This is a genomic window from Acinetobacter sp. 1424608, assembly GCF_000588255.1.
GTDB classification, from domain to species: domain Bacteria; phylum Pseudomonadota; class Gammaproteobacteria; order Pseudomonadales; family Moraxellaceae; genus Acinetobacter; species Acinetobacter nosocomialis.
The window spans coordinates 46,987-69,921 of sequence record NZ_JFXL01000002.1 but is presented as its reverse complement, the minus strand read 5'-3'; the positions used below and the strand labels follow the sequence as shown (position 1 = coordinate 69,921).

At 37.6% G+C, this 22,935-nt stretch carries 20 protein-coding genes and 1 pseudogene; 10 read left to right on the top strand and 11 right to left on the bottom strand.

The window, feature by feature from the left end; all coding sequences use genetic code 11:
• Positions 1–8: 8 nt before the first annotated feature.
• The 3 genes from rbtA to cxpE form a co-directional block, all read right to left on the bottom strand.
• Positions 9–1,862: a rhombotarget A gene (rbtA, locus tag J678_RS07030; RefSeq protein WP_017394373.1), complete on the bottom strand. Its 1,854-nt coding sequence runs from the start codon at positions 1,860–1,862 to the stop codon at positions 9–11.
• 324 nt (positions 1,863–2,186) lie between these two features.
• Positions 2,187–2,885: a DnaA regulatory inactivator Hda gene (hda, locus tag J678_RS07025; protein WP_001249536.1), complete on the bottom strand. Its 699-nt coding sequence runs from the start codon at positions 2,883–2,885 to the stop codon at positions 2,187–2,189.
• A 20-nt stretch (positions 2,886–2,905) separates the two neighbouring features.
• Positions 2,906–4,099, bottom strand: a complete 1,194-nt coding sequence (gene cxpE / locus J678_RS07020) for a chloramphenicol efflux transporter CxpE (protein ID WP_002052735.1) — start codon at positions 4,097–4,099, stop codon at positions 2,906–2,908.
• Between the two features lie 135 nt (positions 4,100–4,234).
• Between cxpE and purM the strand changes: the two genes are divergently transcribed.
• Positions 4,235–5,305: a phosphoribosylformylglycinamidine cyclo-ligase gene (purM, locus tag J678_RS07015; protein WP_000071984.1), complete on the top strand. Its 1,071-nt coding sequence runs from the start codon at positions 4,235–4,237 to the stop codon at positions 5,303–5,305.
• The gene (purN, locus tag J678_RS07010; protein WP_002052470.1) at positions 5,302–5,931 is read left to right on the top strand and encodes a phosphoribosylglycinamide formyltransferase; all 630 of its coding nucleotides are present in this window, start codon (positions 5,302–5,304) and stop codon (positions 5,929–5,931) included. Before purM ends, purN begins: the two co-directional genes overlap by 4 nt.
• Before the next feature lie 64 nt (positions 5,932–5,995).
• Here the strand turns inward: purN and J678_RS07005 are convergent, their stop codons facing one another.
• Both J678_RS07005 and sppA read right to left on the bottom strand, forming a co-directional pair.
• Entirely contained in the window at positions 5,996–6,805 is an 810-nt protein-coding gene (locus J678_RS07005; RefSeq protein ID WP_017393003.1) for an alpha/beta fold hydrolase, read from the bottom strand.
• An 18-nt stretch (positions 6,806–6,823) separates the two neighbouring features.
• Positions 6,824–7,840 carry a signal peptide peptidase SppA gene (gene sppA, locus J678_RS07000; RefSeq protein WP_025466117.1) on the bottom strand — a complete coding sequence of 339 codons (1,017 nt, stop codon included), beginning with the start codon at positions 7,838–7,840 and terminating at the stop codon, positions 6,824–6,826.
• A 136-nt stretch (positions 7,841–7,976) separates the two neighbouring features.
• Here sppA and J678_RS06995 point away from each other — a divergent pair, with 136 nt between their 5' ends.
• Entirely contained in the window at positions 7,977–8,960 is a 984-nt protein-coding gene (locus J678_RS06995) for a lysophospholipid acyltransferase family protein (RefSeq protein WP_079377395.1), read from the top strand.
• Here J678_RS06995 and J678_RS06990 read toward each other — a convergent pair.
• The 3 genes from J678_RS06990 to J678_RS06980 all read right to left on the bottom strand — a co-directional run bounded on the left by J678_RS06990 (position 8,913) and on the right by J678_RS06980 (position 13,343).
• A complete protein-coding gene (locus tag J678_RS06990; RefSeq protein ID WP_017393006.1) occupies positions 8,913–11,345 on the bottom strand; it encodes a DNA internalization-related competence protein ComEC/Rec2 in 2,433 nt (810 codons plus the stop codon). The two genes, J678_RS06995 and J678_RS06990, sit on opposite strands and share 48 nt — an antisense overlap.
• Before the next feature lie 83 nt (positions 11,346–11,428).
• Positions 11,429–12,115 (bottom strand): lipoprotein-releasing ABC transporter ATP-binding protein LolD, encoded by a 687-nt coding sequence (lolD, locus tag J678_RS06985; RefSeq protein ID WP_004707461.1) that lies wholly within the window; start codon positions 12,113–12,115, stop codon positions 11,429–11,431.
• Complete coding sequence (locus J678_RS06980) at positions 12,108–13,343, bottom strand: lipoprotein-releasing ABC transporter permease subunit (RefSeq protein WP_004707458.1); 1,236 nt, start codon at positions 13,341–13,343, stop codon at positions 12,108–12,110. Before J678_RS06980 ends, lolD begins: the two co-directional genes overlap by 8 nt.
• A gap of 137 nt (positions 13,344–13,480) precedes the next feature.
• On the opposite strand from J678_RS06980, the pseudogene J678_RS23970 reads away from it, so the two are divergent.
• Positions 13,481–13,561: pseudogene (locus J678_RS23970) on the top strand (PilZ domain-containing protein); the annotation flags it as partial.
• A 29-nt stretch (positions 13,562–13,590) separates the two neighbouring features.
• Here the strand turns inward: J678_RS23970 and J678_RS06975 are convergent.
• Positions 13,591–14,499, bottom strand: coding sequence for a DMT family transporter (locus J678_RS06975; protein WP_004707455.1), 909 nt, complete (start codon positions 14,497–14,499; stop codon positions 13,591–13,593).
• A gap of 10 nt (positions 14,500–14,509) precedes the next feature.
• Positions 14,510–14,995 (bottom strand): YaiI/YqxD family protein, encoded by a 486-nt coding sequence (locus J678_RS06970; RefSeq protein WP_079377047.1) that lies wholly within the window; start codon positions 14,993–14,995, stop codon positions 14,510–14,512.
• 256 nt (positions 14,996–15,251) lie between these two features.
• Between J678_RS06970 and J678_RS06965 the strand changes: the two genes are divergently transcribed.
• Positions 15,252–16,193, top strand: coding sequence for a hypothetical protein (locus J678_RS06965; RefSeq protein WP_031955690.1), 942 nt, complete (start codon positions 15,252–15,254; stop codon positions 16,191–16,193).
• Between the two features lie 33 nt (positions 16,194–16,226).
• Complete coding sequence (locus J678_RS23660; RefSeq protein ID WP_000691795.1) at positions 16,227–16,373, top strand: hypothetical protein; 147 nt, start codon at positions 16,227–16,229, stop codon at positions 16,371–16,373.
• A 58-nt stretch (positions 16,374–16,431) separates the two neighbouring features.
• Here J678_RS23660 and serC read toward each other — a convergent pair whose 3' ends face one another.
• Positions 16,432–17,511: a 3-phosphoserine/phosphohydroxythreonine transaminase gene (serC, locus tag J678_RS06960; RefSeq protein ID WP_001203175.1), complete on the bottom strand. Its 1,080-nt coding sequence runs from the start codon at positions 17,509–17,511 to the stop codon at positions 16,432–16,434.
• Positions 17,512–17,887: 376 nt separating this feature from the next.
• On the opposite strand from serC, the gene J678_RS06955 reads away from it, so the two are divergent.
• Genes J678_RS06955 through J678_RS06940 form a run of 4 tightly spaced genes read left to right on the top strand, consistent with a single transcriptional unit; the run spans position 17,888 to position 22,728 of the window.
• A complete protein-coding gene (locus J678_RS06955) occupies positions 17,888–19,375 on the top strand; it encodes a TolC family protein (RefSeq protein ID WP_001142040.1) in 1,488 nt (495 codons plus the stop codon).
• Between the two features lie 12 nt (positions 19,376–19,387).
• Positions 19,388–20,506, top strand: a complete 1,119-nt coding sequence (locus J678_RS06950) for an HlyD family secretion protein (protein WP_016803995.1) — start codon at positions 19,388–19,390, stop codon at positions 20,504–20,506.
• Positions 20,507–20,509: 3 nt separating this feature from the next.
• The gene (locus J678_RS06945) at positions 20,510–21,640 is read left to right on the top strand and encodes an ABC transporter permease (RefSeq protein WP_212753003.1); all 1,131 of its coding nucleotides are present in this window, start codon (positions 20,510–20,512) and stop codon (positions 21,638–21,640) included.
• Positions 21,637–22,728 (top strand): ABC transporter permease, encoded by a 1,092-nt coding sequence (locus J678_RS06940; RefSeq protein WP_004707441.1) that lies wholly within the window; start codon positions 21,637–21,639, stop codon positions 22,726–22,728. The genes J678_RS06945 and J678_RS06940 overlap by 4 nt, the downstream gene beginning before the upstream one ends.
• The last annotated feature ends 207 nt before the right edge of the window (positions 22,729–22,935 follow it).

Sequence of the window (22,935 nt, the reverse complement as noted above, 5' to 3'; positions counted from 1 at the left end):
ATCCCTGATTATGACTTGAAACGGCGCAATGCAATTAATCCGAATAATCCTAAAATTAATCCACCACCAACACTTCCCCCACCACCAGTACTAACAGACTTATCTTCAATACCAGATACAGGTTCTTGGACTACGGTTGCTGGAATCGAGACATATTGGAAATCGGTTCCATCATTAAATCTTGATACACTCGTAACGACTTGAATACTAAAAATGTCTGCACCATGCCAGTTTCCATTTGGCGTATAAACCACGTTTCCATTTTGGTCTATGGTTACACTACCTTTAGAAACTGGCGTATCAGTACTTTGTTTTATTTTTAGACAACCTGGTTGCCATTCTTTTCCATCGGGACGGTCACCAAATAGACGCTTACATGTAGCTGGTGTGACCAAATCTGCTTCACTTAAAGAATTTAAAATATTAAATTTTGCAACTTGTCCATATTTAATATCTTGCCCTACTGTTGCGATTTCATTATTTAAAATATATTCAATTGCCCCTAAATCACATAACTCATCATAACCACTACGGTTTTTTCCACGTTGATCGAGTTTCTCACAACTCGCTAAACCAATTGATGAGCCATCACTATATAAACGTCCTTTATTAATAATTAAGGAGTCAGCTAAAGTGTTATAGCTCTCAAGTAATCGTGGTTTAAAAAAGCCAAGGAAACTATCTTTTGGTGTATTAAATGGACATAACAAGCCGTCTTTAGCGGTTACATCACATATGCCTTCATCATTATCACCCGCAATTAACTTTTCACTCGTAGGCAAAAGTATATTAGGCAGCTTTGCAGAAGCATTGCGATTACAATCAGTGGTCACTAAGTTGCTTTGGACAACAGTTTGATCATTTGTATTTGGAGTACAGTTAACCCCATTACCAACTAAAATACTGTTAGAAACAGAAGCATTTCCTTGAGGAGCATCTAAAAATAAACCTGCTGCATTTTTAATCATTGTAATATTATTAACAAACATTCCATCTTTAATGTTTGCAATAAAACCAACTTTATTATGGAAAAAGGTACTATTACTAAAGCCTATGGCACGTACATTTAAGTATCCACCAGTACTTTCATCATCAAATTTTGTTGCGCCATAAAATAAGGCACCCTCTGCAGAAGAAACTTCATTATCTCGGACTACAGATTGGGTCACTAAATATAAAGGCTGCTCGCTGTAAATGACGCCACCTTGGGTTGCTTTATTATTTTGAATCAAACTATTTATGATAGTTACAAAGCCAGCTGTTTGACCTGTTTTCGATAACAATCCTTGATTGTAAATCGCCCCACCCTGATTGGCATATCCACCAATCAATCGAGAGTTTTGAATAGTCAATTTTTCATGGTTTAAAATTAAACCACCTGTTAAAACATTAGAGTTTGCGCCTGCACCTTGTAAGTTAAGATCACTTAAGGTCACAGCAAAAGATGCTTTTTCAACGCTACCATCATCAATTTTAAATAATTGATCTGTACCGACCATTTTGATAGTTGCATTATGAGAACCAGGCTGATCAGTATCAACTAATGTAGAATCATTTTTTGCTGTACTAATTGTAAGGGGAGCTGTAATCGTTATTCTGCTATTTAAGCTATATTCTTGATCGCGCTGTAAAATAATATTTGATGAAGCATCTTTATTTCCACAACCATGATACCCATTTGCATATTTTTCAACGTCAGCTGCATTAGATGAGCCACGATAATTTAGGAACTGTACAGCTTCCCTAAGCGTACATACCGTATCATCTTTATCTTCATCAGCTAAACTTGTCACTTGAATATCAGCAGAATAAGCGTGCCCAGCAGCAGCCAATAATGCAAAAGCAATGCTCCGTTTGAGCATACCCTTCTCCTTACCTATTTTTTTCATTTTTCTTTGTCAATATTGCAAAGTGTCCACTTTTGCAATCGCATCCTTTGTGCGTACTTTGTCACAGGAATCAGAATTTCTCAAGATATTTTGATCGGCCTATACGGTCATTTTGTTCATATAACTTTATAAATATTTGGTTATTTAAGCATCTATTGATATATGAAAATTTTCTTAGGAAAAAATTTAACAATACACTTTAAAGTTAAAAGCATAAGTATTTAATAGTTCATTATTTTTTTAGCAAAAAACCCAAGTTCACCCTAACCAAAGAAATAACGAGATGTATGAAACAATTTATTGTTGGTACTCATCAATTAAAGCATAAATTTGTCTTAACGTTGCATTTGAAAGCTTAGTCTTCTCACCTTTAAGAAGTTTTTCTAACTGTGCTACGGTTTGTAATAAAACAGAAGCTTGATGCGGCCCATGTAAAAGTAAATAGTCGACAATCTGCTGATCGAAATGGATACCACGTCTAGCCATAACGGAAGTAACTAAAGCATAACGGTCTGCGTATAGACTTCCACTTGGCACTTTTACACTGACCGCTTGGGTAAGACGTGATTGCAAGTCTGGTAACTCGAGTTTTAGTTCAATCGGCGCAACCCGTGAAGAAAATACAAGTTGTCCTTCATGGTTATTCATTAAATGAAACACAGCTTTTTGCCAGTGCGGCACGCCACTAATAGATTCAATATCATCTAAAGCAACTAAATCATAATGCTCTAAACAAGTAATTGCCTCAATCGGAGCATCAAGAAGTTCCAACAGTGAAACTTTTATTGCTGACTTGCCTACTTCTAAATAAGAATCACAAATCGCTGAAAGCAAATGACTCTTACCTGTTCCAGCTCCACCATAGATATAAAATCTATTGACTAGACCTGCATGTAGTTGACGCACTGCATCGACTACATGCCCCCAACCTGGTCCCGAAAAATCACTGATTCGGGCATCAAGTTGAGGTTCTATATCCAGTTGGAGTTGACGCATATAATGAATTGGCCTTGAAATTATTTCTGATCTGAAAGATTTGGTGTATCTGTATCTTGCTGTGTTTTAACTTCAAGATCAAGTTTAGTATTTTCAGTTTCTACATGAATTTGCTGAATATTACCCTCTTGCACAAATAATTCCGAATACGCACCATAAAGGCTACTCTTTTCATAGTTATCCCTTAAGTGCTTTAAGAGTACAACAATGACCGCAGCCACTGGTAATGCGATGAGCATTCCTAAGAAACCAGCAAGTTGCGCGCCTGCCAAAACAGCAAATACAACAGCAACTGGTGAAAGACCAATTTTATCACCGAGTAGGAATGGTTGTAGAATATAGCCTTCTACAGCTTGACCAATCATAAAAACCACACCAACGAGTAATAAATGGGTCCAGTCCATTCCAAACTGAAATAGACTTGCAATAATGGCTGCAATAATGCCGACTGCAAATCCCAAATAAGGAATAATACTGGCAAGGCCTGCGACCATACCAATAATAAGTCCAACCTCTAACCCAATTAATTGTAGACCTACCGCATAGACCACACCGAGCAAAAGCATAACGAGGAACTGACCTTTAACAAATGCTCCTAAAACACTATGACATTCACGAACGATTTGTAAGGTAGTGGCTTCATATGGTCGTGGGATGAGACGACGTAAGTTCTGCAACATACGGTCCCAGTCTAATAAAAAATAAAAAGCGATAATTGGAATTAAAACGAGTGTTCCACCAATCTGAATAAAATTCAGACCTGATTGTGCAAGCTTTAATAAAACAGCCTGAATGCTATCGGCACTGTAATTGGTCTGGACATAATCCATAACCGCTTTGGACATTTGATCGGTATCGATTTCCATTTGTTGTACATGGAAGGTCGAAGAAATCCAAGGTAGTAGCTCTGCATTAATCCAATGAATTCCAGCAGGGATACTATCTCGAGCATAAACAAGTTGTTTCCAGATGAGTGGAACCAAATACCATAATGCAACAGTTAAAGTTACACCGATACCGATAAAAACGATGCTAATTGCCAACCAACGAGGGAGCTTAATTTTTACTAGAACATCGACAAGTGGACTGAATAAATAAGCCAGGAAAAAAGCACCAAGAAATGGAATGACCACAGGCTTGAGCAAGTATAATACCCATACCAGCAATACAATACCTGCGAGTAAGAAAATACGGCGCAGTATACGATCTTGCATAAAATCTAGCCTTTTTTGATTTAATCGTTATAAATGGAAAAATATTTTTATTAAAGATAGCATTTTCGAGCATAAATAACATAAGAGTTTCGTATATTCAGGTTATAATCTGCCGCCAATGCGGAGACTTCATTTATGAGCAACTCAACTTCTACCCCAAATACCGGTTTAAGCTACAAAGATGCGGGTGTTGACATTGAAGCGGGCGACGCACTGGTCGATCGTATCAAGTCAGTCGCTAAACGTACAACTCGTCCAGAAGTAATGGGCGGACTTGGTGGCTTTGGTGCACTATGCAAAATTCCTAAAGGTTACGAAGAACCTGTTTTGGTTTCTGGAACTGACGGTGTAGGTACTAAATTACGTTTAGCACTTAACCTTAATCGTCATGACACAATCGGCCAAGATCTTGTCGCTATGTGTGTTAACGATCTTTTGGTTTGTGGTGCAGAACCATTATTCTTCCTCGACTATTATGCAACTGGTCACTTAAATGTAGACGTAGCTGCAAACGTAGTTACTGGTATCGGTAAAGGTTGTGAACTTGCAGGTTGTGCACTTGTAGGTGGTGAAACAGCTGAAATGCCTGGTATGTATGAAGGTGAAGATTACGATCTTGCTGGTTTTGCAGTGGGTGTTGTTGAGCAAAGCAAAATTATTGATGGCTCTAAAGTAAAATCTGGTGATGTACTTATTGGTGTTGCATCAAGTGGTGCTCACTCAAATGGTTATTCATTACTACGTAAAATCCTTGATGTTAAGAATGTAGACTTAACTCAAGTGATTGATGGCCGTCCTCTTGCAGATGTCGCAATGGAACCAACACGTATTTATGTAAAACCAGTTCTTGAGCTTTGCAAACAAGTTGATGTGCATGCTATGGCACACATCACTGGTGGCGGTTTACCTGGTAACTTACCGCGTGTATTACCAAATGGTGCTCAAGCTGTCATTAATGAAGCTTCTTGGGAATGGCCAGAATTATTCAAACTTCTACAACGTGAAGGTAATGTAGAACGTTTTGAAATGTACCGTACCTTTAACTGTGGTGTAGGTATGGTGATTGCAGTTGACGCAAATGATGCAGAAAAAGCAATTGAAGTGCTTAATGCTCAAGGTGAAAAAGCTTGGAAAATCGGACATATCCAAGAAAATGCTGAATCAGTGGAAGGTGCAGACGAAAAAATTCGTGTGATCTTTGAATGATGAAAATTGCTGTTCTAGTCTCTGGGAACGGCAGTAACTTACAAGCCTTGATAGATGCACGTCTATCAGGGCAAATTGTAGGTGTATTGTCCAATAAAGCCGATGCTTATGCCCTAGAGCGTGCTCAAAATGCCAATATCGCAACAGCGGTAATTTCGCATAAAGACTTTCCTAGTCGTGCCGATTTTGATGAAGCGATGCATCAGCAACTTATGGCATGGCAAGCTGATATCGTTATTTTAGCTGGCTTCATGCGTATTTTAACTGCAAACTTTGTCGATAAATGGCAAGGTAAAATGCTCAATATCCATCCTTCGCTATTACCTGCTTATAAAGGTGTTAATACACATCAGCGTGTATTAAATACGGGCGATCGATTGCATGGTTGTACAGTTCACTTTGTAACTTCTGAACTTGATGCTGGTCAAGCAATTGCTCAATCTGCAATTGAAGTCAAAGAACATGACAATGTTGCTTCTTTGGCAGAACGTGTACATAAACTTGAGCATTTTATTTATCCTCAAGTTGCAGAATGGTTATGTAATGGCCAGCTGACATGGAAAGATGGACAAGCCTATTTCCGTAATCAAATTCTTGAACACCCTATTCGTTTTGCATCTTGGTAAAAGATTTGCTCAACGTAAGTAAAAAAAGGACATGCATGCATGTCCTTTTTTTATAAAAGTCTTATTAGCGTGAATTGCTATGAATAAGCTTCTTAATATAATTCACTGTATCAATTGGATGCTCTAGAGGGAACATATGCCCTCCTTCAACCACACTAAATGGAATTCCCATTTTACGCTTTGCCATTTGAGGAAAACCTCTTTTTAAGAAGGCACTCTCTTTACCCACGACTAGATGTACAGGCATTTTCGGTTTTGGCATAGGTAGCCACCACCAAGAAGGATTTTTACGGAATATCGCAACTTCATCTTCACGAGAAATAGTTAAAGTAACACCGCCACGAACTGGATCTTCTTTTAAAGCATAGTCAATATAGGCTTGAAAGCAGTCTTCATCAAAGTCTTTATAAAAACCTTTTGGACGTAACAATGCAGCGGCTTGCTCACGAGACTCCCAATGCTCACGACGACGTGCAGATAAACCCGCAGGTGTCATGTCATCGACTATTTTAGGTTTAAATAATTTTGCCATATGAAAAGCAAAAGAGTATCGACCCAAAATAAGAGGCGGATCTAGCATAATTACTTGTGAAAAAAGCTCAGGGCGTTTAAAAGATGCCATTAAGGTTAAAACTGAACCTAACGAATGACCAAGTCCAATCACCTTGCGCCCCTTCGCTTGACGTACAATACTATCAATTACCTGATCGACCAAAAAAGGCCAGTGATTGGTAATCGGATAACGTTTGTCAGGTCCAATGAGTGGAACATAAATTACGTCATACTCATCTTTTAATTGATCAAACAATTTTTGATACACCATAGATGGCACACCATTGGCATGCGCAAAGTGTATAACCGGTTTTACTGACATACCGTTATCCTACTTAAATTATTGTAGTTTTGCGTCCTGACTTGTTTGTAAGCGTTCAGCAACCGACTCACTTAAACCTTTCCCCATTTCTGATCCCATTCGTCCGAGAATGGATTGTAATGGGTTACGTTCAATCGTGTAGTCAACTTTATTATCAAGCTTCAGTTCACGCATCAAGCTTGTAATGTTACCTGAACGATCAGCTACGCCTAACTGAATTGCTTGCTCACCAGTCCAGAAAAGACCAGAGAAAATAGCAGGATCATTAGATTTTAAGCGTTTCCCACGCCCTTCTTTGACCGCGTTAATAAAATGAGTGTGGACATTATCGAGTACAGATTGAATATGCTCTCGTTGTACAGGATTAATCGGTTTTGTCATACTTAAAATGTCTTTATTCGTCCCCGCTGTAAGAGTTCGGTCTTCAATTCCTAGTTTTTGAGCTAAACCAGTAATGCCATAGTTTGGCATAATGACACCAATTGAACCTACCAAACTTGATGGATTCACAATAATTTCATCGGCAGCAGAAGCAATATAATAAGCACCCGAAGCACCCATATCGCCAATTACCGCATAGACTTTCTTATCAGGATGTTCTTTTTTCAAATAGCGAATTTCCTGCCAGATTTCATCTGACTGAACAGGTGAACCGCCAGGAGAATTAATATTAAGGGCAATTGCTTTACTATTCGATGCCTCAAAAGCACGTTTAAGCGCTTTGTTTGTATCTTCACTATTCACAGCCTGATTGCTTGAAGCATCAATAGTTCCAATAATATCAACTACTGCAAGGTGAGCACTGCTACTACTTGCTGTAGAGCCATCTTTAGTGGTCGAACAACCTTTGCCCATTAACACAACAATGAACAATAGATAAATAAAAGTAAGTGTTTTAAAGAATATACCCCAGCGACGACTACGGCGTTGTTCTTCTACAGAAGCCAGTACAGCTTTCTCAAGGATTTGCCATTCCGGTCCGTTCTGTTTAGGGGTTATAGGTTCATTTTGTGGTTTTGGTGGCCAATCGGACATAAAATTCCAATCCAAATCAATCGAAATGATGTCATTATATACTTTGATTTGATAAAAACTGTCTAAATAATATGATTTCATTTATAATATTTTTGTCTTTTTTTACTTGTTGTTTCTTCCTTACTTACTGCTATAGATGACTAGACCAGATTCAAAAAGCATGAACTATCAATTACTCAAAACATTTAGCCGCCAACCCATTCAATTTGGGCGTTTTCTTGCTCGTCTGTTAGCAGGACTTGTAAATACTCTAAAAATTACTAGAACATCAAAAAGTATTGAGCTTAACTTAAGAATTGCGCTTCCGTATTTAACACCTCAGCAGCGTATAGCGATTACAGAAAAAGCTGTAAGAAACGAATTAACTTCATATTTTGAGTTTTTAAGTATTTGGGGTTCATCAAATAGTAAAAATATCTCACGCATTCACCGTATTGAAGGTGAACATTTTTTTCATGAAGCATTGGCTGCAAAAAAAGGTGTAGTTCTTATTGTTCCACATTTTGGTACTTGGGAAGTCATGAATGCATGGTGTGCTCAATTCACATCAATGACCATTTTATATAAACCCGTTAAAAATGCTGATGCAGACCGTTTTGTAAGAGAAGCCCGTAGCCGTGAACAAGCGAATCTCGTCCCTACCGATGAAAGCGGTGTAAGACAAATTTTTAAAGCATTAAAGCAAGGTGAAACGACAGTAATTTTACCGGATCATACCCCTAATGTGGGTGGAGATATGGTGAACTATTTTGGTGTTCCACTTGCCTCTAGTAATTTAAGCGCAAAACTCATCCAGAAAACTAAAGCAAAAGCTCTGTTTCTTTATGCGATCCGTAATGAAAACGATGGCTTTACCATGCATATCGAGCCAATGGATGAGAAAATCTATGAGGGCACTGCGGACGATGGAACGTATGTCATCCATCAAGCGATTGAGCAACTCATCCATAAATATCCAGAACACTATCACTGGAGCTATAAACGTTTTAAAGCGAACCCCGCTTTAGACAATATCTATAATATCGATCCGACAGAAGCACTTAAAATTGTAGATAGGCTCAAAGCAGAAGCTTTAAAAACCTCTACTCAACCAGAGCCTATCCAAACGTCGGTCATGTAAAACTATTTTGTGGTTTTCCAACACAAAACTTAAGGTTCCTTGTTCCACAGTGCTTTTTAGCGGAATATGTAGAGCTTTTAAACGTGCTATAACTTGTTGGCTAGGATGGCCATAACGGTTATCAAACCCTGCCGATGCAATGGCCAGTTTAGGTTTTAAGGTCGCCAAGAAATCATAAGCCGAACTGTGCTTACTTCCATGATGCCCTAGCACTAACACATCTATCTTCAAGTTAGGATAATCTTTTAATAACTCGTATTCAGCTTCCCATCCTGCATCGCCCATAATAAGAAAATTTTGGTAACCAGCAACTTTTTTAAATTGAAGATATACAACACAAGAATATTGATTCTGGTTAGAAGCAACAAAAACCAGATCTTTTTCTTTAGGCCATAAAATTTGAATATCTAACTCAGGATAATGCCATTGTTGCCCTTGATGGCAATATTGGAACGGTTGCTTTAAATAATTTGGTAATTGTTCATTCGAAATAAGCTGCGTTACAGGAATCTCTTGTTCAATAATAGGAAACGCGCCACTATGGTCTTGATCAAGATGGGATAACACAACATGATCTAATTGTCTTACGCCTTGCTGACGTAGAAAAGGCACTACAACATTTTGTCCAATACTAAATATTTTTTCATCGTAAGAACCGCCTGTGTCAATTAACCAGTTTTGTTCGGAATGTTGTAAAAAAATGGCCTGCCCCTGCCCAACATCTAAAATATGAAGTTGAATTGGTTGGTTCGTTTTATTCACAACAATGAGAGGTAAACAACAGAGCATTCCCCATGTTTTTGGCAAAATGCCTTTAGGCAAAAATAAAATAAGGATGCCTAAACTCACTGCGAATAAAGCCAGTGGCGTCAAGCTTATACCTTGTAGTGGTAAAGACAGTTTTTCTAATAAGCCTAAACAACTCAGCAATATACTGAGCAAGATATCATTGAAATAAAAAAGCATGTTTCCAAATGGTTTGGCAATAAACCATGTACAAGCAGCCAGGATATTTAAAGGAACAATAATCCCACCAACGATAGGCACCGCAACAATATTGGTTAATGGAGCAACCCAAGAAATTTGTTGAAAGAAAAGTAAGGTTAAAGGACTTAATGCAATAAAGATTTTGCCTTGAGACTCAATTAAAACCTTAGTCATAAAAATCATTTTCGAGCGTAAGCTTAAAAAATGTTGATCAGGTATTTGAACTATAGTTTGATAAATTCTTAATAAAATAAAGCATGCCCCATAAGACAACCAAAAACCTGCAGACAAGACACTAAACGGGTCCATGAGTAATAATAAACTTGCACTGTATAGGAGCAACGCAAATGGTTTAAGAGGTTGTTTTAATAATATAAAAGAAATAAATATAAAGACTGACAACAATGTCCGTAGTGCAGGAATTTCGAAACCCACAAAAGCTGTATAAATTAAAACACCGAAACAGCATGGTATAGCCATCAAAACTTGTTTGGGTTTCCATAAGTAAATTTGAGGATAATAACGGCAGATGACTTGATGACAGAACCAAGACAACATCATGGCAAAAATAAGTACATGTGGCCCTGAAATCGCTAACAAGTGAGCAATTCCCAATTGTTTAAATTGTATTTGGGTCTCATCTGATAAAAGGCTTTCATCACCAGTCAGCAAAGCTAAAATTAGTCCTTTTTGATGTAGTGAAGAATTTTGCAATAGATGCCTAAAATTTAAGCGCAGCTTTTCTATATTTATTTGAAATCTATTAAAAAAGGACTGCTGTTCTCTTGAATGCTGTTGATATCCCAATCGATAAATTTCATCACGGCTTAAAGGCTCAATATGCTGAACAATAAAACCAAACATTATATTTCGCTGAATAAACCACTTTTCCTGATCAAAAGCTCCTGCTGTGGCGTAACTATGAGCAGGTTTTGTTTTTCCAGATAGTCGATAGTAATGGCCTAATTGAAGTTCTTGATTGCTCTTCAACACACTTTGATTATCATTTTTTAAATACAGTAGCCAATTTACCGGATCTTTAGATAGGTTTAATACTTGAGCATTTTGTTGAACTTTATTGTCTTTTTCTTCACTTAGTTGATTTATATAAACAATAATATCGAGATTTTTTGAATCCATTTCTCTTTGTTGTAAGCGTTCGACCAACGCATTCTCGGCATATTGATACCCCACAACAAAAAGGCTGGCTGCACATAACAAAGAATACATTGCCTTTAAAAATGGTCGGCTAACGAATACTGAGCGTTTAAAAAGATAGAAAATAAAAGCAAGTAACAGCAGAGCTTTGCCTACTTTTCCATATTGCATAATTAAAGGTAAATTAATGCCCATCAATGCAATACCAACAACCCACCCCAATAAAATAATTTTAAGCATTTAAAATCTTGTCGTTATCATTTTAGGGGCAAAATTAAAGCCCAACTCAGTGGGCTTTAACAATGTGATTTAATGACAATTTTTTAAGAACCGCTTACCCACAAACCATCTTCCATATGCAAGATAGAATCTGCTGCCTGAGCTAATTGCTCATCATGGGTCACAATGAGCATCGCCATATTTAGTTCTTTCTTCAAGTCGGTAAGTAATTGGAAAATACCCACAGCTGTTTTACGGTCCAAATTACCGGTTGGTTCATCAGCTAAAACGACCGCAGGCTTAGTCACCAATGCTCGAGCAAGAGCCACACGTTGACGTTCACCACCAGAAAGTTCACCTGGTTTATGGTCCATACGATGAGATAACCCAACTCGATCTAACAAATATTCAGCCTGAGCCTTAACCGACTTATATTGACTGTCCGCTCGAAGCATCAAAGGCATTGCCACATTTTCAAGCGCACTAAATTCAGGCAATAAATGGTGAAACTGGTAAACGAAACCTAAATACTGATTACGTTGAAAACCACGTTCTGCTTCACCCAAGTTATCAAAGCGCTGACCATTTAAAAAGACTTGGCCTTGGGTCGGTTGATCTAAGCCACCGAGTACATGTAACAAAGTACTTTTACCTGAACCACTTGCACCAACAATAGATACAAACTGCCCTGCTTCAACTTGTAAAGAAAGACCTTTAATGACTTCAACCTTAGATTTACCATCATCAAAATGCTTATAAATATCTTTTGCTTCTAGAACGACTTTACTCATAACGCAATGCCTCGGCAGGTTGAACTTTGGCTGCACGAAGCGCCGGATAAATTGTTGCCAAGAAACTTAAGAGTAAAGAAACAATCACGATAATTGTCACGTCTTGCCATCTTAAGTACGAAGGTAAGTAATGTACAAAATAGGCATCGAACAAATTAAGTCCAAGAACATTATTAAACCAAGAAATAATATCACTGATCGTAAGTGCCAAAATTACACCTAAAACCGTGCCCGCAACTGTACCAATCACACCAATCACGGTACCTTGCACCATAAAGATTTTAGTAATCATGGATGGTGACGCACCTAAAGTACGTAAAATTGCAATGTCCGATTTTTTGTCAGTTACGACCATGACCAAAGACGAAACAATGTTAAATGCAGCAACCACAATAATCAGTACAAGTAATAAACCAACTAATGTTTTTTCCATTTGAATGGCATTAAACAAATTACCGTGTGTATAAGTCCAGTTCGTTGCGTAGAAATTGCTTGGCAAGTTTTTCACAATATCATCGGCAACTTGAGGTGCTGCAAAAATATCATCCATTTTTAAACGGACGCCTTGAGCACCATCAGGTAAACGCAATAAAGTCGATGCATCATATAAAGCAATGTATCCGACCATTGAGTCCACTTCAGCACCTACACTGAAAATACCCACCACTTTAAAGCGTTTAAAACGAGGCACAACACCTGCCGGAGATGGAGTTGCTTCAGGTAAAACCAGTGTCACACTGTCATTTAGACGTAAACCAAGTGAATCGGCCATGTCTTTACCAAGCACAATACCGAACTCACCCTTTTTAAGTGAGTCGAGGCTACCGGCAACAATATGATTTTGAATGATAGACACATTCTTTTCATATTTCGGATCAATACCCGTCACCATGATACCAGCCACTTGCCCTTGAGCAGTTAACATACCTTGCAATTGAGTAAAAGGTGCAACTCCAGTCACATGGGGATGATTTTCAACTCGTTTAATCAGCTCAGGCCAATCCGTAAGAATTTGCGTTGAAGAAACTGTCGCTTGCGGTACCATTCCCAAAACACGATTTTTCAATTCGCGGTCAAAACCGTTCATTACAGAAAGTACCGTGATCAGTACAGCGACACCAAGTGTCAAACCGACCATCGAAACCAATGCAATAAAAGAAATAAAATGATTACTGCGTCGTGCGCGAGTATATCTCAACCCTATATACAGTGAGATTGGTTTAAACATACCTTCTAAATCCAAGGTCATTGATGGAAAATAGAGAAGTGCGATCCACACTTCTTATTTAGCCATATCGTTAGATGCTGTATTAAGGTTTAAAAATCAGTAAGTTCTGACCTACCCTTAACAATCCTAATATTATATTGCTGCGCTATTTTCTACTACTTAAGATATGAGATCAATTTGATCATGCATTTAGCTACGAATTAGAACAATTTAATGAATAAGCTCAACAAATTACCCTCATCTTCTCCTATTTAGATTTAATATGTTGGGCAAAATTACGGTTTGCTTGAATGTCTTTATAGAAATACAGGAATAGACCAAACAAGATAATAAATGCCCCCACAAAAACCATCATTGAAAGATGTTCATGGTTTAAAACAGCACCAATCATCATAGCTAACATAGGCGTAATAACGGTTGTAAGCGATAAAGTAGTTGCTTTGATATTTTGTACAAGTTTGAAATAACAGAACATAGCAACGAGTGAAGCCATAAGAACTGTATAAATTAGAGCAAATAAGGATTTAGCTTGCGGCAAATGGGTCGGAGCATATTGCCAAATAAATGGAATAAGGCAGCTCGCCAAAAGCGATGAGACCAAGATTGAACCTGTTGCCTGAGCCATAGGTTGAATTTGGGCATTCACTTTTTTTACCCAAAAAATAGAAAATGAATAAACAAAAACACTGATCAACATTAAAACAATGCCAAATGGATGCACGTGCTGACCAGATCCATTCAAACAAATGATTGCTAGACCACAAACGGCAATCGCCATACCAAGCCACTGCAATTTATAAAGATGCTGACCAAAAGCAAAACGGCCAATTAATCCAGCCATGATAGGCGCCAGACCAAACATGAGTGCGATCATGCCTGAACTTAAATATTGAGTTGCAGCATAAGTAAAAATTTGAGAGCCAATTAAACTAAAAGACCCTGCAAAATAACTATGGAGAGCTTGCTTATGAGTGGGAAAAGAAGTTTTTAGAATAAGTAAAACAATAACCGAAAGAGGTAAAGCAATATAAAAACGTAGTAGTAAGGCCCACATGACATGTAAGTCAGACACGCTCCATACAATGGCTAAAGGTGTCGTTGCCCAAATAAATACAAGCAAGACATAAGTTGAAGCCAAGTTGGTCTGGGATGGCATAAGAAGCTCACTAAGCAGTTTTACGTTTTTGCTTTAAAATTGTTTGGTCGAGTGCACTGGAAAATTCACGCTTATCACGTTCTGAAATTGGAGGAGGACCACCTGTCTGGACTCCAGCACCACGCAGCGTGTCCATAAAGTCACGTAAGTGCAATCGTGCCTTAACATTTGCAGTGGTATAAATCTCACCACGTGGATGAATCGCGATACCACCTTTTTCAATGACTTGAGCAGCAAGCGGAATATCTTGTGTAATTACAATGTCATTTTCAGACATGCGATCAACGATTTCCTGATCGGCCTGATCAGCCCCACTTAAAACCTGTATTGATTTAATGCGTACCGATGGGGTAATGCCGACATTTTGATTGGCTACAAAAATCACTTCTAACTGATAACGATCTGAAGCTCGCAAAATGACTTCACGCAGAATTTTAGGTAATGCATCTGCGTCTACCCATAACTTAAATGGCAGCACGTTATTCTCTATTTCCACTAAAAATATAAGTCTAACAGATGCATTTCATTAGAGAATAGCGCTAAATATAAAACTTGTTTTCTAAATTTAATTTTAACAATCTCTTAACAGTCGACTATATTCACTCTTAAAAGCACGTGTTTTGCCTATTGAAGGGCTTTTTAATAAGTAAATATGTGCTTTTGCAAGAGAATTTACATATGTTGACTTGAAAAATAGCAATTACCCTCGATTTAATATAACAAGTGAGATAAACCCAACATCAATCGTACTTATGAAAAATCAAAACAGTCCAGAAGTTATTACGGTAAACGACCAAAATTTTGGTAGTCATGGCGAGCATTGGAATCTACTGACCGCCCATCCAGAGACAGATGTACCAAAATGGCTTGGACTGGCGCTTGATGCTCCTGTAATGCCAATGGGTTTATGCCAAAGTGAAGATGAAATGGATCAATCTTTTTGGCTGATTCAAGGTCCTCAAGGGCAAAATGTCACCATTAACCAAATTATTGCAGTTGAAAATCAAAAGCCTCGTGCTCTAAAAACAGCATTTCCTAGTTTTGAAAGCCCGTATCAATATAATGCACAAATTGAGCGCATCATTACTTGTGATTCAGCAACTCAGGCAGTATTAAGTTTAAGATTAAATAAAAATACGACTATTTATGCATTTGATAATTTATTTAGTGTTAATCGTTGTCAATATGACAAAACCCAAACTTACCAAGTTCAATTTAATGCATGGGCTTATGAATTAGAGTCCGTCCCTGCCGGCGAAACAATTGTTGTAGATGATCCGGCATCAATTAAGCATCACCGTGCGTTAAATGCAATTTTAACTGAAAATAATGGTATTGCACCTGAAAACCTACAAGAACTCATTAATGAATGGCAACCAAAAACTGAGGAAGATCAACAACCTGTGACGGTTGATTTTTCAAAAATGGTTGCATATTTATATGGGGAAAATCTTGGTCAAGAAGACGAAGCATGGTTCCAAGGTAATATTGTCGGTAAAACTTCAATGACATTTATGGGTGCAGAATATCCCCTTTACGATGTCACTTTAGTTTTAGAAGACAATCTTCCTGCCATATTAGTGCGCATCGCGACCCAAAATGATTTGTACAAAAACTTTAATATTGGTGAATATATTCGCGGTAATATCTGGATTCAGGCGAATATTTATGCTAAAAATAGTGAAACTAATTGAATTTCACTAATATTTTAAAAATTAGGCTATTGAATGAAGATTATACCTGAACAAACCACCAGCCTCATTCAAACTAGTAACCCACGTATAAGGGTCGATACTGGTGCGTTTTGCTTTTTCGTTTTAGGTATGTTCTTAGCCGCGATGATGATACATCAATTTGGTTTTATGCCTTTTTAATTAATAAATTATATAAAAATAAAGCCCTCTTTTTGAGGGCTTTATTTTTTTGATTTACTTAACCATTACGTTTAGCAAAATCATCCATAAAGCGAATAAGTGCTTGCACGCCTTCTAATGGCACAGCGTTATAAATACTTGCACGCATACCCCCAACTGAGCGGTGACCGGCCAAGTTCAATAAATGATTTTCTTCAGCTTCTTTCAAGAATTGCTTTTCTAAAGCTTCATCTGCCAAAGTGAATGGTACATTCATAATTGAACGGTTTGGAATAGCAATCGGGTTATTATAAAAATCGCTTGAATCGATATAACCATAAAGTAACTGAGCTTTTTCAAGGTTAACTTTATGAATAGCGTCTACCCCACCCTGCTCTAGTAACCATTCGAATACTAAACCAGACAAGTACCAAGCATAAGTTGATGGTGTATTTACCATAGAACCATTTTTCGCTTGGTCACCATATTTTAAAATGCTTGGAATTTCTGGCTTAGCTTGGTCAAGTAAATCATCACGAACAATAACGATTGTTAAACCAGCAGGACCAATATTTTTTTGTGCGCCGGCATAAATTAAACCAAACTTGGTCACATCTAATGGAGCTGATAAAATACTTGATGAATAGTCGCATACAAGTGGCGCTTTAACATCAGGAATACCTGCAAACTGTAATCCGCCAATTGTTTCGTTATCTGCATAATGAACATATGCTGCATCGTCAGACAAGTTCCATTCGCTTTGATCAGAGATGGCGAACTTACCATCTACTTTAATACCTGCTTCTACAGTATTAATATCACCATAGCGTTTTGCTTCTTTTAACGCTTTTTCAGACCAAATTCCTGTATGGATATAATCTGCTTTGTTATTTTTACCAAGCAGGTTTAAAGGAATTGCTGAAAATTGTAATGACGCGCCGCCTTGTAAAAACAGTACTTTATAGTTTTCAGGAATATTCATAAGCTTACGCAAATCTGCTTCAGCTTTTTCAGCTACGGCAACATAGTCAGCACTACGGTGACTCATTTCCATGATGGATAGACCTTTACCTTGCCAATCCAACAACTCTTTTTGAGCTTTTTCTAAAACGGCAGTAGGTAATGCAGCAGGACCAGCACAGAAATTGTACGCGCGCATGATTTTTCCCTTGTAAAGTGAAACACAATAAAAAAAGGCATTTAACCACAGATTGCTTAAGCTTGCAGCAGCTTCTCTAGTAAATATTTCAATGCTAGGGCGTATTTAGGTTTATTTTTTCAATAACTATTTTATTTATTTCTTTGCTTTCACTTATTTTTTTATAAGTTTTATTAGATAAAGTTCAACTTGACTTGTTAATCGAGTTCCCCATACTGTGAGGAATATATAAAGTTTGCTGTATGATTTTCCGTCAAGCAAAATAAACTCAAAATCATTTTGTGCTTTTATACAATTGTATAATAAACAATATGATAATTGAATTTAATAACAAGAAATTTAAACTATAAGGGATGATCAAAAATTGTTATATAAAATGCCAACACATCAGTATCGACAGTCAATACGCCCTTTTTTCTTTAAACCCAATTACCTTGCGTTGGTATTGGGAGTATTTATTGCAACGCCTATTTATGCACAAAGCTTAAGTTATGCTGAAGCAGAACAACAAGCTTTAAAAAGCTCGTATAGCACTCAAGCCAACCAAGCTTTACAACAAGCCTCTCAATTAGAAGCCGAAGCAGTAAAAGGTTTAGGCTTACCCAGAGTTGATTTAAACGTTAGAGCATACGCGTTTCATAGTGAAACAGATGTGCCACTTAGTGGTTTTAAGCAAAAACTTGAGAATGATTTAAGCCAAGGATTAAACGACAAATTGTCTCAGTGGAACAATGTCATTCCATCAGATGTTTTAGGACAAGTTCAAGAAGGTTCAAACCAAATCATCCATGATGGAATCAATCGTTTTCCTAACTACGCTAATTTGACTGTAGAAGACCAAGTAGTCCGCCCCTCTATTTCAGTTGTGATGCCAATCTATACAGGAGGCTTGACGACTAGTGCAAAGAAAATAGCTAATATTCAAGCTCAACGTTCCGAGCTTTCAAGCCAACAACAGCAAGATATACAGCGCTTCGAAGTCGTACAAAGTTACTTTAATGTGCAATTACAACAACAACTGGTCGCGAGTAGCTTATTTAACTTTAATGCAATGCAAAAGCATTACAGCAACGCGCTAAAGCTCGAACAGCAAGGTTTTATTAGTAAAGGACAACGCATGCAATTTGAAGTTGCCCGTAACAATGCCGAACGAACTTTACAAAATGCTCAAGCAAATCTGAATGCTAGCCAATTCAGTTTAAACAATCTTCTTCATCAGCAAAGTAATCCTGATTTGAGTACTCCTCTTTTTGTAAATACAGTTCGTAGCCAATCTTTAGAAGCACTGCTAAGTAGTTACGCTCAAAAATCAAGCCTTGTGCAAAAAATGCAGTTAGACACCCAATTGGCTAATGCGAATATTCAGGCTCAACAAGCAGCTAAAAAGCCAAGCCTCTTTGCTTTTGGTGAATATTCACTCGATGAAAATGAAAACTGGATTGTAGGTGTCATGGCAAAATACAATCTGTTTTCTGGCGTAGATAAAAATAAGAATATTCATGCTGCCGAGTTAAAACGTTATGCCTCAGAACTCATGACTGAACGAACTAAACAAGAGATTGAAGCTTTATTGAATAAGTCTTATAACGAGCTCAATTCAGCGCAGCAAAGTCATACCTTACTTCAAAGAAATATCAATGCAGCTCAAGAAAACTTACGTATTCAGGAGCTTTCTTTCCGTGAAGGTATGGGAACAGCCACACAAGTCATTGACGCGCAAAATGCGTTAAGTGCTTTAAAAACAGAAATGGCTTTAAATGCTTATAAATATGTCATGTCGCTCGCAACGCTATTGCAAAGCCATGGTTCTATGGATCAGTTTAAAGCTTATGTGACTCAACCACACACCGACTATATCCGCTAATGGGGGCATAACATGAATCAAGAAACATCTTCTTCTCAGCAAGATTCACCTGTTACGGATACAGAGCATACAGGTCAAGATCAACAAAATATTCAAACCGACAATGCGCAAGAAGTAAAAACGAGTAAAAGTTCTCAACCGCCTAAAAGTTCAAAAATTAAACTAATTATTGCGGTGGTCACTATTGCTCTATTAGGGCTAATCATTTTCGGTTTATGGAAAAGTTATCAACCTAAGCCTATTGAGTTACAAGGCAGAGTTGAGGCTGAAACGATTCACGTCAGTACTAAAGTTCCAAGTCGTATTGAAGAAATTTATGTGCAAGAAGGCCAAAAAGTTTCTAAAGGACAACCTCTGGTTCGTTTAGTCAGCCCAGAAATTGAAGCTAAAAAGCAGCAAGCTTTAGCTACACTACAATCAGCTTTAGCTTTTCAGTCTACTGTAGACCGTGGTTCGCAACAGGAAAATATTGATACACTTTATGCCAACTGGCAAAGTATGAAAGCTCAAGCGAACCTTGCAAAAACTACTTATCAACGTGGTGAAAATTTATATAGACAAGGTGTTATTTCTCGTCAAAGACGAGATGAGATGTTAGCTGCACAAACCTCTGCTCAAGAGTTAAGTGAAGCAGCTTATCAACAATATGCTCGAGCAAAGCGCGGAAGTACCAGTCAGCAGAAATCTACAGCAGATGCACAAGTTGATATTGCCAAAGCAGCAGTCAGTGAAGCTCAAGCACTTGAGGCAGAAACCCGCCTACTCGCTCCTATTTCAGGTACAGTTTCAAAAACTTATGGCAAACCTTCTGAACTCGTTGCGATGGGTGTACCGGTTGTCAGCATTTTAGAAGATGATGATTTGTGGGTGAGTTTAAATGTCGGTGAAAATCAGTACGCTTCTGTTTATAAAAACAAAACGCTAGAGGGATTCATTCCTGCGCTGAACCAAACCGTAATGTTTAAAGTGAAAAATATTGATGCCGAAGGTGAATTTGCCACCATTAAAACCACACGTCAAACCGGCGGTTATGATATCCGTAGCTTTAAATTGCATTTGGTACCTGAGCGTCCTGTCAAAGATTTAAAAGTTGGCATGAGTGTTCTATTTAAAATTAAAGAAGAAAAATAAAGCATGTTTGCCAGTATATTACGTGAACTAAACTATCTAAGAAGCAATAAATGGGATTTGTGTATGGTGACACTCATCCCTGCTTTTATCATTTTTTTGTTTAGCAGCATGTTTTATGCAGGTAAGGCTGAACATTTACCTATCGCGATTATTGATCAGGACCAGAGTGAACTGAGCCGTAATATTGAAAAGTATCTTTCGTTAAATCATACGGTAGATGTTAAAACAATTACTGCAAGCTCGACCGAAGCTGAAAAACTACTCAATGAAACCAAAATTTGGGGCTATGTTTTTATTCCTGACGGCGCTGAAAAACGTTTTGTAAAAGCTCAAGACGCACAAATCAGTATTGCTTTTAATCAGTCATTTTTTAGCGTAGGAAATACAATTTCCTCAGCAATGCTAGTCAGTACACTGAATGCTTTAGCAGACTATGCAGGCCAGAGTTATCTTGCAAATAATATTCCTTATTTAGATCTCCCTACAGCGCACGTTAAAATTTCAACGCTCTATAATCCAAGCATGAGCTATGAATTTTATTTAGAACCTTTCATGGTTCCTGCTGTTTTGCATCTATTACTCTGTTGTTGTGTGGCTTTTGCTATTGGACAAGAGCTTAAACGCAGCACATTAACCCAGTGGGTCAACCGCGAAAATTTTATTCGCGGCTTACTGGCTAAAAATTTACTTTATAGCTTTATTTTTTGTCTTTGGACTTGGTTATGGATGTTTTGGCTCGTTGAGATCCGAGGTTGGTTTGTCGCAGGTTCTCTTAGTCTTTTATTAGCTGCCCAGTTTTTGCTTTATTTTTCTTATGCACTCATTAGTAGTACTGTCATTTTAGCCACCAAAAATTTAAGTAAAACTTTTGGTTTTATTGCAGTATACGGCGGGGCTTCTTTAAGTTTTGCAGGGGTTACCCTACCTTTAAATAATGCACCGATTTTCACTAAATTTTGGTCTTTAATTATTCCATATACACCTTATGCAAAGCTCCAAACCGAACAATGGGTGATTGGAAGTCCACTTTTTATTTCAATGACGCCCTTTTTAATACTGATTGGCTACTGCCTTATTTATTTCATTTTGAGTTCCTTGCTGCTTAAAAAACTAGTTCGGGGGGCAGCGCAATGAAAGAGTTCTTAAAGGCTTATGCCCAAACGTTTAAAGACATTGTTGGTAATAGTTCGGTTTTCACGACACTGATTTTATCAGTCATTCTTTATAGCTTTTTTTATCCAACTGCTTATAAAGCTGAACGCGCTGAATCAATTCCAATTGTCGTGGTTGATGAAGAACAAAGCCTTTTAAGCTCTCAAATTATTGGACAGGCGAGCAATAGTCCGCACGTTAAAATTGTTAATGTGACTGCTAATTTTCTTCAAGCTGAGCAAATGGTTCGCGAGCAAAAAGCAGATGGTATTTTGCTTTTACCCAACAACTTAACACAGAGCCTACGCCGCGGAGAAACTGGTGGAATTGGCTTGTACTTAAGTACAACCAACTTCTTAAAAACTAAAGAAATTGGGTTAGGTCTTGCTACATCTATTGAAGCTACATTAAAAGAATATGTTGAAAAATTTGGAGAACGTACACATTTCCAACCAGCTCTTTCTATTCATCAGGTTCCTTTATTTAACCCCCTTTCAGGTTATGGAAGCTATATTTTTCCAGCAGTTGCAACACTCATTATTCACCAAACGATTGTATTAGGTTTAGCCATGCTGATTGCAAGCTACCGCGAACAGCATGAAAAAATTACCTCCATTCGTTTTGCTGGAATTTTTGCCAGCCTGTTTACTATTGGTTGTTTAAGCAGCTTTTATCTTTTTGGTTTTACCTTGTGGTTCAACGACTACCCACACGGTGGAAACTTTATTGGTTTACTCGTCGCGGTTCCTATTTTTATTAGTTGTGTGATTGGACTAGGCATGTTAGTTGGTTCACTTTTAGACATGCCTGAACGTGCCGGACATATTATTGTATTTAGTTCAGTTCCGCTTTTCTTATTAACCGGTACCGCATGGCCCCACCACGCCATGCCAGAATGGCTAGAATGGTTTGCTTGGTGCTTACCCTCTACACACGGGGTACAAATGTTTGTACAGCTTAATCAAATGGGTGTTCCTTTAAATGTTGTGATTCCTAAATTGATTTTTCTTGCAACAATTGGAATCATTTTTTTAATTATTGCTCATTCACGTTTAAAAAATTCCAAATAAATTTAATGACTCATAAATGTGTATAAATTATATTTTTATTTACTATAAAATCTTATAGTTAAAGCTTATTTCTTAAATAATTGACCAAAAAAATCTAAAAAAACAAATAAATTCAAAGTATTAATTTGTATCAATTGTCATGAAACCTTAAGAAAACTTTAAGTTGAAATTAAGAAATTTTCTCCATAGTAATTAGTATAGTTTTTC

What these genes read in the sequence shown, in the direction of transcription:
- J678_RS23660 (WP_000691795.1), top strand. Translation starts at nt 16,227, where the DNA reads ATGAAGATTATACCTGAACAAACCACCAGCCTCATTCAAACTAGTAAC.
- J678_RS06975 (WP_004707455.1), bottom strand. Translation starts at nt 14,499, where the DNA reads ATGCCATCCCAGACCAACTTGGCTTCAACTTATGTCTTGCTTGTATTT.
- serC (WP_001203175.1), bottom strand. Translation starts at nt 17,511, where the DNA reads ATGCGCGCGTACAATTTCTGTGCTGGTCCTGCTGCATTACCTACTGCC.
- J678_RS06950 (WP_016803995.1), top strand. Translation starts at nt 19,388, where the DNA reads ATGAATCAAGAAACATCTTCTTCTCAGCAAGATTCACCTGTTACGGAT.
- purN (WP_002052470.1), top strand. Translation starts at nt 5,302, where the DNA reads ATGATGAAAATTGCTGTTCTAGTCTCTGGGAACGGCAGTAACTTACAA.
- sppA (WP_025466117.1), bottom strand. Translation starts at nt 7,840, where the DNA reads ATGTCCGATTGGCCACCAAAACCACAAAATGAACCTATAACCCCTAAA.
- J678_RS06980 (WP_004707458.1), bottom strand. Translation starts at nt 13,343, where the DNA reads ATGTTTAAACCAATCTCACTGTATATAGGGTTGAGATATACTCGCGCA.
- J678_RS06990 (WP_017393006.1), bottom strand. Translation starts at nt 11,345, where the DNA reads ATGCTTAAAATTATTTTATTGGGGTGGGTTGTTGGTATTGCATTGATG.
- purM (WP_000071984.1), top strand. Translation starts at nt 4,235, where the DNA reads ATGAGCAACTCAACTTCTACCCCAAATACCGGTTTAAGCTACAAAGAT.
- lolD (WP_004707461.1), bottom strand. Translation starts at nt 12,115, where the DNA reads ATGAGTAAAGTCGTTCTAGAAGCAAAAGATATTTATAAGCATTTTGAT.
- hda (WP_001249536.1), bottom strand. Translation starts at nt 2,885, where the DNA reads ATGCGTCAACTCCAACTGGATATAGAACCTCAACTTGATGCCCGAATC.
- J678_RS06965 (WP_031955690.1), top strand. Translation starts at nt 15,252, where the DNA reads ATGAAAAATCAAAACAGTCCAGAAGTTATTACGGTAAACGACCAAAAT.
- J678_RS06945 (WP_212753003.1), top strand. Translation starts at nt 20,510, where the DNA reads ATGTTTGCCAGTATATTACGTGAACTAAACTATCTAAGAAGCAATAAA.
- rbtA (WP_017394373.1), bottom strand. Translation starts at nt 1,862, where the DNA reads ATGCTCAAACGGAGCATTGCTTTTGCATTATTGGCTGCTGCTGGGCAC.
- J678_RS07005 (WP_017393003.1), bottom strand. Translation starts at nt 6,805, where the DNA reads ATGTCAGTAAAACCGGTTATACACTTTGCGCATGCCAATGGTGTGCCA.
- J678_RS06995 (WP_079377395.1), top strand. Translation starts at nt 7,977, where the DNA reads ATGACTAGACCAGATTCAAAAAGCATGAACTATCAATTACTCAAAACA.
- J678_RS06955 (WP_001142040.1), top strand. Translation starts at nt 17,888, where the DNA reads ATGCCAACACATCAGTATCGACAGTCAATACGCCCTTTTTTCTTTAAA.
- cxpE (WP_002052735.1), bottom strand. Translation starts at nt 4,099, where the DNA reads ATGCAAGATCGTATACTGCGCCGTATTTTCTTACTCGCAGGTATTGTA.
- J678_RS06940 (WP_004707441.1), top strand. Translation starts at nt 21,637, where the DNA reads ATGAAAGAGTTCTTAAAGGCTTATGCCCAAACGTTTAAAGACATTGTT.